The organism is Sporomusa intestinalis, from assembly GCF_055383785.1.
This window is the reverse complement of record NZ_AP042390.1, coordinates 2171345-2185686: the sequence shown is the minus strand read 5'-3', so window position 1 is coordinate 2185686 and position 14342 is coordinate 2171345. Positions and strand designations below refer to the sequence as shown.

The window sequence follows — 14342 nt, the reverse complement described above, 5'->3', positions numbered from 1 at the left end:
CCCCCCTTAAATAATTGTATGGAAAATTAATCCTTGTTAAAGTATTCTGTTTTTCACGCCAATTTTCCTGTTTTGTTCCGGCTAATAGTTAACATTATTTATTAATAAGCAGGATCGTTCTTATAGCATGGGCAATGACCTGGATTCTTAGTCAGCGGCATGATATAAAACAATCCTGCTCATTATTTTCGATTAGCCTAGCATTTTGGCAACCGTTTATGCATTCTGGCCAGAGCAGCAAGCCCTGACCTTTCGTAACCGCAGCACGCTCTTTCCGGGTTATGGTATCCTGATGCCCCGGCTGCACCAGGGTTCTTCGGCCAGATAATCCCCCTCCGAGTAATAATAGGCTCTGGCCCGGCAGCCGCCGCATACCTTGTCAAAGCCGCAGGAACCGCAGCCACCTTTTAGCGGCTCATGGCGGAGCTGTTTGAACACCTGACTGTCCTGCCAGATGGCGTCAAAGGCGGTGGCCCGCACATTGCCGACCTTCAGCGGCAGATAGGGGCAGGGCTGCACATCACCGTTCGGCAGGATCACGCAATAAGTAGTCCCGGCCAGACAGCCTTTGCTATAGCGCATCGGCACACCCCGCTCCTTGGCAATACGCATAAACTGGGGCGCACATGTGGGTTTTAGCTCAATCGGTGTATCGGCCTGCTTATCCAGAATGCGGGTCAGCAAGGCCTCATACTGGGCTGTTTTTAATGTCGTGTCCTCAATATCCTTCCCCCGGCCGGCCGGAACCAGAAAAAAGATGTGATGGGCCACGGCCCCCAGTTCAACGGCAAAATCGGTGATCGCTGTCACTTCATGCTCATTCCAGTTGCTAACCGTAGTATGGATTTGAAAAGGCAGCCCGGCCTCCCGGCAGCTGCTTATCCCTGCCAGCGTCCGCTGCCAGGCCCCTTTTAGGCCGCGAAAGGTATCATGCCGCTCCGGGTCGCGGCTGTCCACACTGATACCGGCGCACATCAGGCCGGCAGCCTTAAGCCTGCCGGGCACATCCCCGGTAAGCATAATACCGTTTGTACCAAGTACAGGCCGGAGACCGACAGAGGCCGCGTAGCTGATCAATTCATAAATATCAGGCCGCAGCATAGGCTCGCCGCCGCTGAAAATCATAATCTTAAAGCCGGCTTGCGCGATCTCGCTGAGCAGTTTTTTGCCCTCGGCCGTGCTTAGTTCGTCCGTCCGCTTGGCCCCGGCATCACGGTAACAGTGTACACAGTTAATATTGCATTGCTGGGTGGTATTCCATGAGATGATCATGCTGGCTACTCCTTGTAATCAGTAAGATAGCAGGCTGGGTCCTCGCTCCACAGGTCGCCGGATACAGCTTCGGCCCGTATCCGGCAGCCGCCGCAGAAGCCCTTGTAGCGGCATTCGCCGCAGCGTCCGGTTATATAACTAGGTTTATCGCGCAGTTTGCACAAAAATTCATCCTGCTGATTATGCCAGATTTCATTAAAGGGCTGTTTCCGCACATTGCCCAGTGATTTATGCCCCCAAAACTGACAGGCATGCACCTCGCCCTGGGGATCCACATTCGCCATTTTCTGGCCGGCCGAGCAGCCGCCATGCATTGACAGCAGCTCCTTGATCTCCGGCACCCGTTCAGGCTGGGTACGCTCAAAATACTGCAGGATATAAATACCATCGGCATGATTATCGGTGGTGAGAATCTCCACCTCAATGCCCCGTTTGTGAAAGTCAAGGGTGCGGTCTATCAACAGCTCAATCGTCTGCCGCTTCTGTTCCGCCGTGGTATCAAGCTCGGCCATTTCCCGCCCCCGTCCGGCATATACCAGATGGTACATACAGAAGCGGGGGATCTTCTCGCGCTCAACAATATCCAAAATAGCAGGTAGTGTATGATAATTAAGTTTATTGACAGTAAACCGGATTCCGGTCTTATTACCGGCCGCAATGGAATTGCGGATGCCGGCCAGGGTTTCCTGAAAGGCGCCCTTTTTGCCCCGGAAATAATCGTGTACCTCTTCATTGCCGTCAATGCTGACACCAACATACTGAAAACCGGTGGCTTTAATTCTTTGCGCCAGTTCCGGCGTAATCAACGTGCCATTGGTGGAAATTACCGGACGAATTCCTTTAGCCAGGGCATAGGCCCCCAGTTCAAACAAATCGCGCCTGACCAGCGGTTCGCCACCGGAAAATAGCAATACAGGCACCCTCATGGCCGCCAGGTCATCAATAAACTTCTTTGCCTCCGCTGTTGTAAACTCACCGGCATAATCCCGGTCTTCAGCCGAGATATAACAGTGCTGACAGTTCAGGTTACAGCGGTTAGTCGAGTTCCAGACCACAATCGGGGTTGCGTCTGAGGAAAATTGAAGCATCTGCGGTGGTAGGTGCTGGGAACTGCGGCCATATTTTACGATGTCCGAAACGGTCGCTGTGCCGCAAAGCAATTTAGTGCAACCTATCATATTTATTCTATATCTCCTTCAAAATTAAGTTTGAACTGATAGTGTCTGGCCACGTTGATTTTAGTTTTAGGCGAAACAAACTGGCAAAGGGCAAGGAAGCGCCGACGCCGCATACTGGCAGGGATCTGCTAGGAGGGACTGACGCCGCCATTTGCCGTTTTGGCCGCCAGCAAACGAAAAAGATATGTGGTCAAGACACTAGTTTCGACATACCCGGGATTCTTACCTGCCGGCCCAAAAACTTTCATACTATTGCCAAAAATCAGTTTCCGTTATTCCGAAAGCCGGGGGTTTTCAGGCAATAAACGTTTCTGGCAACGTCAGGAAAAACTCCCGGACTGCAGTCCGGGAGTTTAATGCACATCATAATACTTTTTCCAGCATATCGCCAATATCTCTTTGCGGGCGGAAACCGGTAATCCGGCCGACCTCACTGCCGGCCTTAAAAACGATCAGGGTAGGAATACTCATAACATTGTACTGACTGGCCAGTGCTTGCTGTTCATCAATATTTACTTTAGCGACAACAGCCCGGCCGGCAAATTTTTGGGCAACCGCCTCAACCTCCGGGGCTACCATTTTGCAGGGCCCGCACCAGGGTGCCCAAAAGTCCACCAAAACAGGTTTGTCCGCTTTAAGCACGGCATCATTGAATTGTCCGGTACTGGTAATCGTTAATTCACTCATCTTGTCCGCCTCCTCATATTATTATTGCTATTTTACAACAATATTAACCAGTTTCTGCGGCACGGATATGACTTTAACCACCTGCTTGCCGGCAATAAGGGCCTGCACTTTTTCCTGGCCAAGGGCTGTTTTCTCCAGGTCTTTGGCACTCAGGCCGACCGGCACGACGACTTTGTCGCGAACCTTGCCGTTAATCTGCAGGACGATTTCCACCTCTTCCACTTCCATGGCCGCCGCCTCAAAGGTTGGCCAGGTCTGCTTGTGCACGCTGCCCTCAGCGATGGTTTCGAGCCACAGCTCTTCCGTTATATGCGGCGCAAAGGGTGCCAGCATTTTCAGAAGCCCGGACGCAACCTCCCGGGCCAGACCCGGCTGCGGGGTTATGTTCTGCTCTTTTAGCGCATACATCGCATTGACCAGTTCCATAATGGCACTAATTGCGGTATTGAAATTAAACCGTTGCCCAATATCCTCGGTTACCCGCTTGATGGTTGTGTGCAGTATGCGGCGCAGGGTTTTCTCCTCTTTGCCGAGCTGCTTCGGCTCATAGGCGCTGTCGGCCTCCGCCTTAACCAGCGGTGCGTAGTAGCCCACAATCCGCCATAACCGCCCCAGGAAGCGGTATGCCCCCTCTACCCCCTGGTCACTCCATTCCAGATCACGCTCCGGCGGCGCGGCAAAGAGGATAAACAAGCGGGCCGTATCGGCGCCGTATTTGCTGATAATCTCTTCCGGTGAAACAACATTGCCTTTGGATTTCGACATTTTGGCCCCGTCTTTAATCACCATGCCCTGGGTCAGCAGGTTCTTGAACGGTTCATTGACATTAACCAGACCGGCGTCTTTTAATACCTTGGTAAAAAAGCGTGAATATAAAAGATGCAGGATAGCATGCTCAATCCCGCCGATATACTGATCCACAGGCATCCAGTAGTTGGCTTTGTCCGGATTGAACGGTTCATCGGCGCTATGGGGGCTGGTATAACGGAAATAATACCAGGAAGAGCAAATGAAGGTGTCCATGGTATCTGTTTCCCGCCGCGCCTTGCCGCCGCACTTCGGGCAGGTACAGTTGATAAACTCTTCGGCTTGGGCCAGCGGCGATACAGAGCCACTGGAAAAATCAACGTTTTCCGGCAATAAGACAGGCAGCTGGTCTTTGGGCACAGGCACTGTGCCGCAGGCCGGGCAATAAATAACCGGAATGGGAGCCCCCCAGTAACGCTGGCGGGAAATAAGCCAGTCCCGCAGCCGGTAATTGACACGGCGTTTGCCGATCCCCTGTTTTTCCAGCCACTGAGCGATTTTAACCTTACCTGTTTCATTATCCAGACCGCTGAACTCGCCGGAATTGACCATTGTGCCCTGTCCGTCAAACGCCCCGGTCATTTCACTAAGGATAAGCTCTTTGCCGGTTGGCTGAACAACCACCTTTTTGGGCAATCCGTATTTGCCGGCAAATTCCCAGTCGCGCTGGTCATGGGCCGGTACCCCCATAACCGCGCCGGTGCCGTATTCAACCAGGACGTAGTTTGCCACCCAGACCGGCACTTGCTCGCCGGTAAAGGGATGGAGGGCGTAGGCGCCGGTGAAAATCCCCTCTTTTTCCGTCTCATTGGAGGTGCGGGCAATCTCGCTCTGGCCCCGGACACGCTCAATAAAGGCTTTAACAGCCGCCGCTTCCGCTTTGCCGGCAATCAGCTTGTCCACCAGCGCATGTTCCGGTGCCAGGACAATATAGCTTACACCGAAAACCGTATCATGCCTGGTCGTATATACAGAAATTTTTTCATCAATCTCAGGCAGGGCAAAGCTGAATTCGGCCCCTTCACTGCGGCCAATCCAGTTTTCCTGCATGGTTTTAACACGCTCAGGCCAGCCTTTCAGGTCGGCCAGGTCGGCCAGGAGGCGGTCGGCGTAATCTGTTATTTTAAAGAACCACTGTTCGAGATCCTTTTTAATAACGGCCGAGTCACACCGCCAGCAGCGGCCGTCAACAACCTGTTCGTTGGCCAAGACGGTATTGCAGTCATTGCACCAGTTTACAGCAGCCTTCTTCTTATAAGCCAGGCCCCGTTCCAGGAACAGCAAAAACAGCCACTGGGTCCAGTGATAATAATGGGGATGGCAGGTAGCCACTTCCCGGTCCCAGTCGTAAGACAAACCCAGTTCTTGCTGCTGGCGTCGCATGTTGGCAATATTGTCCCATGTCCAGGACGATGGATGAATGCCATGCTTGATAGCGGCGTTTTCAGCAGGCATGCCAAAAGCATCCCAGCCCATAGGATGCAGCACATTATAGCCTTGCATTACCTTAAATCTGGCAACAACATCACCAATTGAGTAATTACGTACATGGCCCATGTGCAGGTTGCCTGACGGATAAGGAAACATTTCCAGAACATAGTATTCCGGACGCTGGCGGTTGATAGTAGTGCTGAACGCCTCATTGTCAACCCAGGATTTTTGCCACTTGGACTCAATCTCGCGCGGCGAATATTTTTCATTCATCGAGTAATTCAATCCCCCTCGGACAGATAGTAAAAAAGTCCCGTGGCTAACGCCAGGGACGAGACTTCTCGCGATACCACCCTGCTTGATGACTGTAGTCATCCACTCCTTAGCCTGTAACGCAGGCCTGCGACGACCGCTGCAAGTAGTTAACTAGTTCACAATCGCTCCTCAGCAGTGAGTTCAGGTATAGTACAGACTGGCTCCCAGCAGCCGCCAGCTCTCTGGACTGTACATAATAGGCTTACTATTCTGCCTCTACAGATTTGCTTGTTCCATTATATAGCAATACATTTGAAAAGTCAACTTATGCCGGTATTGACAAAAACTGTTCTATATCAGGCAAACAGTCATACAATAGTTCATAAGGAGGTGTGTCATGTATAAGCTTATTATCGGCAATGTCAGAGTCACCGTAAATGACGACAGTATTAAGCGGGAGCAGGCCGCCGCATATGCCAAGCAGGCTATTTCCGCCGCCGGCCAGCAGGGCAAGCTGCTTTCCCATGTTGCCCTTAGTACCGGTCCGGACGGCATAGAGGTTGACAGTACCGAAAAGGCCGGTTGCCGCATGGTCAGGAAAAACATCAAACAAAGCATGTTTGATGGGATTATGGATGCGGCCAGAGAGAAACTCTATCCCAGCGGAACTTTCTCCCAAAAAGAATTATGGTTTGACGGCCAGACAGGACAGGAATGGCGAGGAGTCGAGGTAGACGAAGCCCGCACGGAAGTCCTGGCCAAGTTAGAGGATTGGATTAAAGCAGCCAGCCCTAATACGTAAATGAATGCTCAGTTAGCTAAGCAACAAAACCACTCAGAATCCGCCAACCGGATCTAAGTGGTTTTGTCATTAACAGTAGGGATATTCCCCTTTGCCTTTATCGTCCGGGCGGTTAGGCGCCAGTACATAACTGTATTTATCGGCATAGTGCCGGCGGTGGTCGGCAATATGAGCCAGCGTTGCCAGAAATATCTTAATTTCACTGATTGTGTTGTAAAGACCGAAACTAATCCTTACTAACCCTGGCAGGCTTTTATCATCATGGGTTTGATAATATTTGATCTCTTCCGCACTCAGCCGCAGCAGTTTTTCCACATACGGATGAGCGCAAAACAAACCGTTGCGCACAGCAATACCAGCCTGCTGTGACAGAATTTCCGCCACCTGGCTGTGATGAAGCCCTTCCAGACTGAAAGATACCAGACTCACCCTGGCTTCCTGTCCGTCCCTGATGCTGTACAGCGTAATCCCGGGAATATTGCGCAAGCCGTCAATGGCATAGTTAATTAATTGCTGTTCATAAGTGTGGATTACGTTAAGATTTAGCTTGGACAACGTCTCGATGGCCGTAATCAGAGCCAATACTCCCATCATATTGGGAGTGCCTGCCTCCCATTTGGCTGGCGGCGCTTCCCATTCGATTGCGGTCTGCGATACTAAACCAACAGCCCCGCCGCCCTGATATACCGGAACAGCCCCGGCAAAAGGCGCTTGGGGCCCGATAAGAACCCCGGTACCAAAGGGCGCGTACATTTTGTGACCCGAAAACGCTAAGTAATCGATATGCTCGGCCGCATCCGGCGGCCGCATATTAACACCGATATGCGGCACCCACTGCGCACCGTCCACAAAAATTGCGGCTCCGTGCTGGTGGGCCAGCCGGGCAATTTTGGCAATGGGATTAATATAACCGCTAACATTGGAAGCGCCGGTAACAGCGACTAATTTTACTTTGCCTGCATGGAGCTGCAGCTTTGCTTCCAGACTCGGCAAAGATAATCTGCCCGCTTTTGTCAGACCGACATAATCGACAGTGAATTTATCCCGCCAGGGCATGTCATTGGCCAGATGCTCCATATCTGTTGTTAACACCACCTGCTCCGGCCCGCCGGCTAAAGCATAAGCCAGCATATTAATTGCTTCCGTCGTATTTTTGGTAAAAATTACAACATCCTGCCGGCCGGCATTGACAAATTCCCTGACAACCTCGCGGCCTTGTTCATAAAGCTCGGAGCAGACAATTGACTTATAGCCTTTACCGCGATGAACAGAGGCATACCAGGGAGCGAATTGATTAATCTCGCTTAAAACTGCGCAAAGTGGCGGCGTAGTGGCCGCATTGTCAAAGTTAATCCCCCTGACATACTTCCCATTGGCTAAAGGTACTTTGGCATCAGTGCCGGCTACTAACTGCCGGAAACTGCTGCCTGGGTTACGATAAATCATAGTTCACCCCCGCTTTTACAATATCTGAGCGAATACGCCGTCGATATAATCTATGCCTGGCGGCAGGCCAGCGGAATCTCCCGGCAGGATTTTTATCGTTGGTAAGATAATTTAAATAATATATAGATGCCAATAAGCGGAAAGGAGCCAGGATGTTAACAGAAGAAAAAATTAAAGCAGAAGCCGATTCTCACGCCTCCTACATCAGGGGTTGTCATTATTACCATAGCAGCCGGGTCAAAACCTTTCTTTTTTTGCCTGAAGACAGTACTTTTGCCGCCCGGGTCGCCGGCCAGCACCTGTATAGTGTTTCTGTGACCTTCTCACCGCAGCAAAAAATTAAACAGTATGCCTGTGACTGCCCGGCCTTTTATAGTTTTGACGGTGCCTGTAAACATATTGTCGCTGTTTTGAAAAAAATCCAGCACACCTGGCAGCAATATTTCAGCACTCCCGGCCCGATGACGTTAACCCGCTCCACCAGGGAATTCCTGGATTTTTTCCAGGGTACCGGCGAGAATAAGCTAACAGCGAAACCCGCTAAGGCCGCGCTGGCAAAAATAATACCGGTCTATCATTTTTATCTGGCCAATAATAAAAAGACAAGCTATCTTGAATTTATGATCGGCACAGACCGGCTGTATGTTCTAAAGGATATCCCGCAGCTGCTTACCGCTTTGCACGCCCGGCAAACCATCGTTTTCGGCAAAAATTTTGCCTTAAAGCCGGGCGAGGTTGTGTTCGATGAGGTATCAGCCGCCTTAGTCAGTCTGCTTACCGCTGCCTATGAGGAAGAGAAGCAGCGCTCGGGCTGGAATTTCCCTGTTTACTCCAGGCTTCACGCCAATTCTGCCTACAGTGAACCCCGCCGCTTTAAACTGCTCCCTTCAGGCCTTATGCGTTTTTTTGAGATCATGCAGTCTCAGTCATTTACAGCCGTGATTAATGACCATACAATCCCCGGTGTTACCATTCAGAACCGCCGTCCGCCGGTCGATCTGGCGGTTAAGGCCGCCGAGGACGGCTTACGGCTGTCAATGAATCTGGCCGGCGATGTATTTTACGGTCTTGATGCCGATTTTCGCTATATCTATCATAACAGGACGATTTACCGTGTTGATCCCCTGTTTGCCAGCTATGTTAAACGGTTATTACTCTGTTTTAACGAAAACAGAAAGCCTGAACTGCATATCCCGGCCGCCACTGTATCCGATTTTATGTCAGGCGCACTGCCAGCGCTCGAAACAATTGCAACGATAAATGTAGATGATTCTATTTATAATAATTTCCATAAAGAACAATTGGAAAAACGCATCTACCTTGACCGGTTTGGCAACGGCATCTGCGCCCGGATTGAGTTTTGGTATGGTGACACCATGATAAATCCCCTTGGCGACACCGGGCCGGGTGACGCTACGATTGCCGGCAAATGGCTGCTCCGCGCCACCGCCCAGGAAAAAGAACTATTGAATACGTTTCAGCAATATGGTTTTACCTGGTCGGCCGGCCGGCTGGTACTGGCTGACGAGGAGGCGGCTTATACCTTTCTGTCTCAGGCCTTGCCGGAACTGCAGAGCAGTGCCGAGATCCTGTATGCCGATGACTTGCACCAGCCTAAAATTAAGCCGGCCGGAAAAATTACCGCCGGCGTCAGACTGAATCAGGCAACAGACATGCTGGAATTTTCGCTTCAACTGGAAGATATATCCCCACAGGAATTGATCGATTTGCTGGCTGCCTACAGGCTGAAAAAACGCTATCACCGCCTCCCGGACGGTTCTTTCATTTCGCTCGATGCTCCCGAATTTCAAACAGCCGCCGGCCTGATTGCCGAACTGGAGCTAAGTACGGACGATATGGAAAACCAGGTCGTGGAACTGCCAAAATACCGTGCCTTCTATCTGGACAGCCTGGCCCGCGAATCGCCGGCCTTTACGGTTGAGCGCAGCAGCGCCTTCCGGCATATGGTTCAGGATATCCGTGAACCGCAGGATATTGAATATCCAATACCGGGAGGTATCCAGGGCAAACTCAGGGATTATCAGAAAACAGGCTTCAAATGGCTTAAATCGCTGGCGCATTACGGTCTGGGGGGTATTCTGGCCGACGATATGGGCTTAGGCAAAACCTTACAGGTCATTGCCTTTATCCTGGCCGAAAAAGAAACCGCCCCCGGTCCGTCACTTGTTATTGCCCCGACCTCGCTTGTCTATAACTGGCAGGAGGAAATAATAAAATTCGCACCGGGCCTGCAGGCGGTCGTAATTGCCGGCCAGCCGGCTGAGCGGCTGGAGCAGTTTAAGAATATCGACAGCGCCGATATTGTAATTACCTCCTATGGCCTGATCAAACGGGATATCGATCTCTATGAGCAGCGCACCTTCAAATACTGTTTCCTGGATGAAGCCCAGCATATAAAGAACCCGAACACCTTAAACGCTAAGTCGGTGAAGCAAATAAAAGCAAAAAATTATTTTGCCCTTACCGGTACGCCTATTGAAAATACACTGACAGAATTATGGTCAATTTTTGACTTTCTGATGCCCGGCTATTTGCGCACCCACAAGGACTTTATGAGCCGCTTCGAAATTCCCATTGTCAAAAACAATGATCAACAGGCGCTGCAGGAATTAGGCCGCCATACTAAGCCCTTTATCCTGCGGCGCATGAAACAGGCGGTGCTAAAGGAACTGCCGGAAAAGATCGAAAGTAAAATGGTGAATGAAATGACTGCGGCCCAGGCCAGATTATATGCAGCCTGGCTGCTGCAGGCCAAAGCCGAGTTTGAAGCCGAGGTCAGCAGCCATGGCTTTGAAAAAAGTCAAATTAAAATTTTATCACTGTTGACCAGACTCAGGCAAATCTGCTGCCACCCTGCTTTATTTATTGAAAACTATCAGGGCGGCAGCGGCAAGCTGGAAATGGTTAAGGAGTTAATCCGCGATGCAACCGACGGCAGGCACCGGGTCCTGTTATTTTCCCAGTTTACCGGCATGCTGTCGCTGATCAGGCAGGAGCTTGAAGCCATGAAAATCAGCTACCATTATCTAGATGGCGCAACCAAAGCCGACATGCGGCTCCAGCTTGTCCGCTCTTTTAATGCCGGCGAAAAATCAGTTTTCCTGCTGTCCCTTAAAGCCGGCGGCACCGGATTAAATCTGACCGGGGCCGATATGGTCATTCACTACGACCCCTGGTGGAATCCGGCGGTCGAAGACCAGGCCACAGACCGGGCCTACCGTATAGGTCAAAAAAACTCGGTTCAGGTCTATAAACTCATTACTAAAAATACAATGGAAGAAAAAATATATCTATTGCAACAACAAAAGAAAAAGCTGATTGACACCCTGATTAAGCCTGGTGAAAATTTCTTAACCAAGATGAGCGAAACCGAGATCCGGAATCTGTTCACGCTGTAGGCAAAACAGCCGCCTGGGGTAAAATACCGGACTTATTGCTGCTTTGCATTGCTATTCACACCAATATTGGATACAATAATTCCAGGTGTTGCCACAAGTGAACCTGCTGCAGCAGGGTAATTTCAGGGTGGAAAACCCGTCCGCCTGTAGGGGCGGCAGTCTCGATGATCAACTAAGCCAAATGCGAGGAAGCTGTTAGTATGAAGATATTTGCCATAGCCGATACCCATTTATCAGGCCTGCCGCCGGCTAAGCCCATGAGTATTTTTGGCAGGCACTGGGAAGGCCACTGGGATAAAATCAAAACAAGCTGGCAGGAGCAGGTAGCGCCGGAGGATGTTGTCCTGATTGCCGGCGACATCTCCTGGGCCATGAAGCTGCCTGATGCCCTGACTGATTTGCAGGCAATCGCCTGCCTGCCGGGAAGAAAAATTGTTGTGCGCGGCAATCATGATTACTGGTGGCAGTCGGTCAGCAAAATGACCAAAGCCGTAGAGGCTAAGATTGAGTTTCTCCATAATAGCTTTGCCGTCGCCGGCGAATGGGCCATCTGCGGCAGCCGGGGCTGGACATGCCCGGAAGACCCGCTGTTCAAAACTGCTGACCAGCCTATTTTCAGCCGGGAGCTGCTGCGGGTTGAGGCTTCCCTGGCGGCGGCCCGCAATGCCGGTTATTCCCGCCTCCTCCTGATGCTGCATTTTCCGCCTTTTTATGACCATAATACCGCAACCGGCTTTGCCGGCCTGATCGCCAAGTATAATGTGGCAATCTGTATTTACGGCCATCTCCATGGCGAGTCAATAAAAAATGCGGCTACCGGTATAATCAACGGTGCCGCTTACCATCTGGTATCCTGCGATGCCCTGGACTTCAAGGTCAGGCAGCTTTTATAACGTCTTAGCCAAAAAGGCCGCCGGCCACTCCCATGACCTTGGCCAGCAGATCAAAATAGATCAGGATGCCAACGGCAATTAATATCCCCCCCGCCGCCCGCTGAATAAGCGGCAGCCAGCGGTACACACGCTGAATCTTGTGGAAATAGCGGTTGATTACCATGGCCATGATTAAAAACGGCAGACAAAACCCCATCGCATAGATAAACAGCAGCAGCGCCCCCTGGCTAACCGTCGCCATGGCCCCGGCATACATAAGCACAGTAGCTAAAATCGGTCCGGTACAGGGTGTCCAGCCGGCAGTAAAAGCCAGCCCCAGCAGAAAAGCCCCCAGGGGACCGGCAAAGGTGCCGTGCAGGAACGGCCGGAATTCCCGCCCCAAACCGGGAATTTTCAGCACACCCACCAGCTGTAAGCCCATAAGGACCATGAACACCGCCCCGCCTTTGCGGATCAGCTCCTGATACGCAAAAAACAGCTCGCCAATATAAGAAGCCGTTGCCCCCATGGCGACAAATACTAAGGTAAAGCCGCTAAGAAAACTGATGGCGTTAAGCAGGAATCTCCTTTGGCCCGCACCAGCCGCGCTTTGCTCTTTGCTCCCTGCCAGCAGGGCGGTGTAGGCCGGCAGCAGCGGCAGTACGCAGGGCGATAAAAAAGAGACTACACCGGCGCCAAAAACAGTGGCCAGCGTGAGATTATAATCCATTCAACACTCCTTCCAGTTCGGCCATGGTGACCGGGCCGGACTTCCGGTATTTGATCGTCCCTTGCTGATCAACCACCAGGGTTGTAGGTATCGCATTAATACGGAAGGTCTTCGCTACTTGGCCGTCAATATCCAGCAGGCAGTTCATATCATACCCGTTCTGGCTTAAAAAGTCAGCCACCGTGGCCTGACTCTCCTGGATATTAACAAGATAGAAGGATATACGGTCACCATATTTGCCGGAAAACTGATTCAGCTCAGGCATTTCCTCCCGGCAGGGCGGGCACCAGGTTGCCCAAAAGTTCAGGACAATAATCCGTCCGGCCGGAGCAATGTTTACCTGCTTCCCGTCCACAGCGGCCAGCGTAAAACCCGGCAGGATCTTGCCAACAGTTACGCCGGTCTCCGCCGCCGGCTTATTGGTCGCAGGGGGAGGCAGATTAGCAGGTTCCATGGCAACAAAACCAATCGCAATTGTCATCGCGATCACGGTTACTGCCAGAATGATAAGTCTGGTCGGCATGATAGTCTCCTCTCAGCTGATATAACAGATATATGTTTTACCGCTTTTTAATATTATTAAATTTGGAGGTTCAACACACTATGCATCAGTACCTCTTTTTTATCGGTGATTTTCCGATCAGGGCCTATGGCCTGATCTTGAGCCTGAGCATAATCCTGGCCACAGGCACCGCCTATTTCCTGGCCAGGCAGGATGGCCGCTGGCACCAGCATGTGCCGGACATGGGCATCTATTGCGGCTTGGCCGGTATTGTCGGGGCCCGCCTCTGGGATGTTTTCTTCTTTGACTGGGAATACTACCAGCATCACCTGCTGGAAATCCCGTTTGTCTGGCAGGGGGGGATGGCTATCCAGGGCGGCGTTTTGTTCGGGGCCGTTGCCGGGATCATCTATACCAAAATCCATAAAATTGATACCTGGGCCTTTGCCGATATTGTTGCGGCCCCGGCTATTATTATCGGCCAGGCAATCGGCCGGATGGCCAATTTAATGAACGGCGATGCGTTTGGCCATCCTACCGGCGGCAACTTCGGAATCGTGTATCCCTCAACCACCCTGGCCTATCAGGTATATGGCGATCAACCGCTGTGGCCGGCTGAGGTATGGGAAGGCCAAATCGATGTGGTCATCTTTGTTCTCCTGTTAATCTTCAGGACCACCAATCATGCCAAAGGCCAGGTATTTATCCTGTATGCGGTTTTATATTCGGCAGCCCGTTTCTTCCTGGAGTTTCTCCGCGGCGATTACGGCACCCTGCTGTTTGGTTTAAAATCAGCCCAGCTCACCAGCCTCGCCGTTATCGTTATTGGCTTGATCCTTTTCATCCGGCAGGGTTATTATGCCGAACGCATCGGGCTTGCCGGCAAAAATAAGTAACCTTGCCATTGGCCAACTGAATGGATTGAGAATACTTGCCAGAAT

Annotated in this window: 11 protein-coding genes and 1 other annotated feature; of the genes, 4 read left to right on the top strand and 7 right to left on the bottom strand. The window is 51.4% G+C overall.

Going from position 1 to position 14342, the window contains the following annotated elements:
* Window positions 1-279 precede the first annotated feature (279 nt).
* From nirJ2 to leuS, 4 genes are all read right to left on the bottom strand, one after another.
* Entirely contained in the window at window positions 280-1272 is a 993-nt protein-coding gene (gene nirJ2, locus ACZ481_RS09915) for a putative heme d1 biosynthesis radical SAM protein NirJ2 (RefSeq protein ID WP_464769982.1), read from the bottom strand.
* 5 nt (window positions 1273-1277) lie between these two features.
* The gene (locus ACZ481_RS09910; RefSeq protein WP_464769981.1) at window positions 1278-2360 is read right to left on the bottom strand and encodes a radical SAM protein; all 1083 of its coding nucleotides are present in this window, start codon (window positions 2358-2360) and stop codon (window positions 1278-1280) included.
* 453 nt (window positions 2361-2813) lie between these two features.
* Window positions 2814-3137 carry a thioredoxin gene (gene trxA / locus ACZ481_RS09905; protein ID WP_464769980.1) on the bottom strand — a complete coding sequence of 108 codons (324 nt, stop codon included), beginning with the start codon at window positions 3135-3137 and terminating at the stop codon, window positions 2814-2816.
* 27 nt (window positions 3138-3164) lie between these two features.
* The gene (leuS, locus tag ACZ481_RS09900; protein WP_464769979.1) at window positions 3165-5648 is read right to left on the bottom strand and encodes a leucine--tRNA ligase; all 2484 of its coding nucleotides are present in this window, start codon (window positions 5646-5648) and stop codon (window positions 3165-3167) included.
* Between the two features lie 51 nt (window positions 5649-5699).
* Window positions 5700-5918: a binding site (T-box leader), on the bottom strand.
* Window positions 5919-6027: 109 nt separating this feature from the next.
* On the opposite strand from leuS, the gene ACZ481_RS09895 reads away from it, so the two are divergent.
* On the top strand, window positions 6028-6432 hold the full coding sequence (locus tag ACZ481_RS09895; protein WP_464769978.1) for a hypothetical protein: 405 nt from the start codon (window positions 6028-6030) through the stop codon (window positions 6430-6432).
* A gap of 69 nt (window positions 6433-6501) precedes the next feature.
* On the opposite strand, the gene ACZ481_RS09890 is transcribed toward ACZ481_RS09895, so the two are convergent.
* The gene (locus ACZ481_RS09890) at window positions 6502-7878 is read right to left on the bottom strand and encodes an aminotransferase class V-fold PLP-dependent enzyme (protein ID WP_464769977.1); all 1377 of its coding nucleotides are present in this window, start codon (window positions 7876-7878) and stop codon (window positions 6502-6504) included.
* A gap of 152 nt (window positions 7879-8030) precedes the next feature.
* On the opposite strand from ACZ481_RS09890, the gene ACZ481_RS09885 reads away from it, so the two are divergent.
* Window positions 8031-11297 (top strand): DEAD/DEAH box helicase, encoded by a 3267-nt coding sequence (locus ACZ481_RS09885; protein ID WP_464769976.1) that lies wholly within the window; start codon window positions 8031-8033, stop codon window positions 11295-11297.
* Window positions 11298-11497: 200 nt separating this feature from the next.
* Window positions 11498-12190 (top strand): metallophosphoesterase, encoded by a 693-nt coding sequence (locus ACZ481_RS09880; RefSeq protein ID WP_464769975.1) that lies wholly within the window; start codon window positions 11498-11500, stop codon window positions 12188-12190.
* Window positions 12191-12194: 4 nt separating this feature from the next.
* Here ACZ481_RS09880 and ACZ481_RS09875 read toward each other — a convergent pair whose 3' ends face one another.
* Both ACZ481_RS09875 and ACZ481_RS09870 read right to left on the bottom strand, forming a co-directional pair.
* Window positions 12195-12899, bottom strand: a complete 705-nt coding sequence (locus ACZ481_RS09875; RefSeq protein WP_464769974.1) for a cytochrome c biogenesis CcdA family protein — start codon at window positions 12897-12899, stop codon at window positions 12195-12197.
* Window positions 12889-13422 carry a TlpA family protein disulfide reductase gene (locus ACZ481_RS09870; protein ID WP_464769973.1) on the bottom strand — a complete coding sequence of 178 codons (534 nt, stop codon included), beginning with the start codon at window positions 13420-13422 and terminating at the stop codon, window positions 12889-12891. The genes ACZ481_RS09875 and ACZ481_RS09870 overlap by 11 nt, the downstream gene beginning before the upstream one ends.
* 80 nt (window positions 13423-13502) lie before the next feature.
* Between ACZ481_RS09870 and lgt the strand changes: the two genes are divergently transcribed.
* Window positions 13503-14297, top strand: a complete 795-nt coding sequence (gene lgt / locus ACZ481_RS09865) for a prolipoprotein diacylglyceryl transferase (RefSeq protein WP_464769972.1) — start codon at window positions 13503-13505, stop codon at window positions 14295-14297.
* Window positions 14298-14342: the final 45 nt, after the last annotated feature.

Excerpts from the sequence above, each read along its gene's own strand:
- nirJ2 (WP_464769982.1), bottom strand. The coding sequence starts at position 1,272 with ATGATCATCTCATGGAATACCACCCAGCAATGCAATATTAACTGTGTA.
- ACZ481_RS09910 (WP_464769981.1), bottom strand. The coding sequence starts at position 2,360 with ATGCTTCAATTTTCCTCAGACGCAACCCCGATTGTGGTCTGGAACTCG.
- trxA (WP_464769980.1), bottom strand. The coding sequence starts at position 3,137 with ATGAGTGAATTAACGATTACCAGTACCGGACAATTCAATGATGCCGTG.
- leuS (WP_464769979.1), bottom strand. The coding sequence starts at position 5,648 with ATGAATGAAAAATATTCGCCGCGCGAGATTGAGTCCAAGTGGCAAAAA.
- ACZ481_RS09895 (WP_464769978.1), top strand. The coding sequence starts at position 6,028 with ATGTATAAGCTTATTATCGGCAATGTCAGAGTCACCGTAAATGACGAC.
- ACZ481_RS09890 (WP_464769977.1), bottom strand. The coding sequence starts at position 7,878 with ATGATTTATCGTAACCCAGGCAGCAGTTTCCGGCAGTTAGTAGCCGGC.
- ACZ481_RS09885 (WP_464769976.1), top strand. The coding sequence starts at position 8,031 with ATGTTAACAGAAGAAAAAATTAAAGCAGAAGCCGATTCTCACGCCTCC.
- ACZ481_RS09880 (WP_464769975.1), top strand. The coding sequence starts at position 11,498 with ATGAAGATATTTGCCATAGCCGATACCCATTTATCAGGCCTGCCGCCG.
- ACZ481_RS09875 (WP_464769974.1), bottom strand. The coding sequence starts at position 12,899 with ATGGATTATAATCTCACGCTGGCCACTGTTTTTGGCGCCGGTGTAGTC.
- ACZ481_RS09870 (WP_464769973.1), bottom strand. The coding sequence starts at position 13,422 with ATGCCGACCAGACTTATCATTCTGGCAGTAACCGTGATCGCGATGACA.
- lgt (WP_464769972.1), top strand. The coding sequence starts at position 13,503 with ATGCATCAGTACCTCTTTTTTATCGGTGATTTTCCGATCAGGGCCTAT.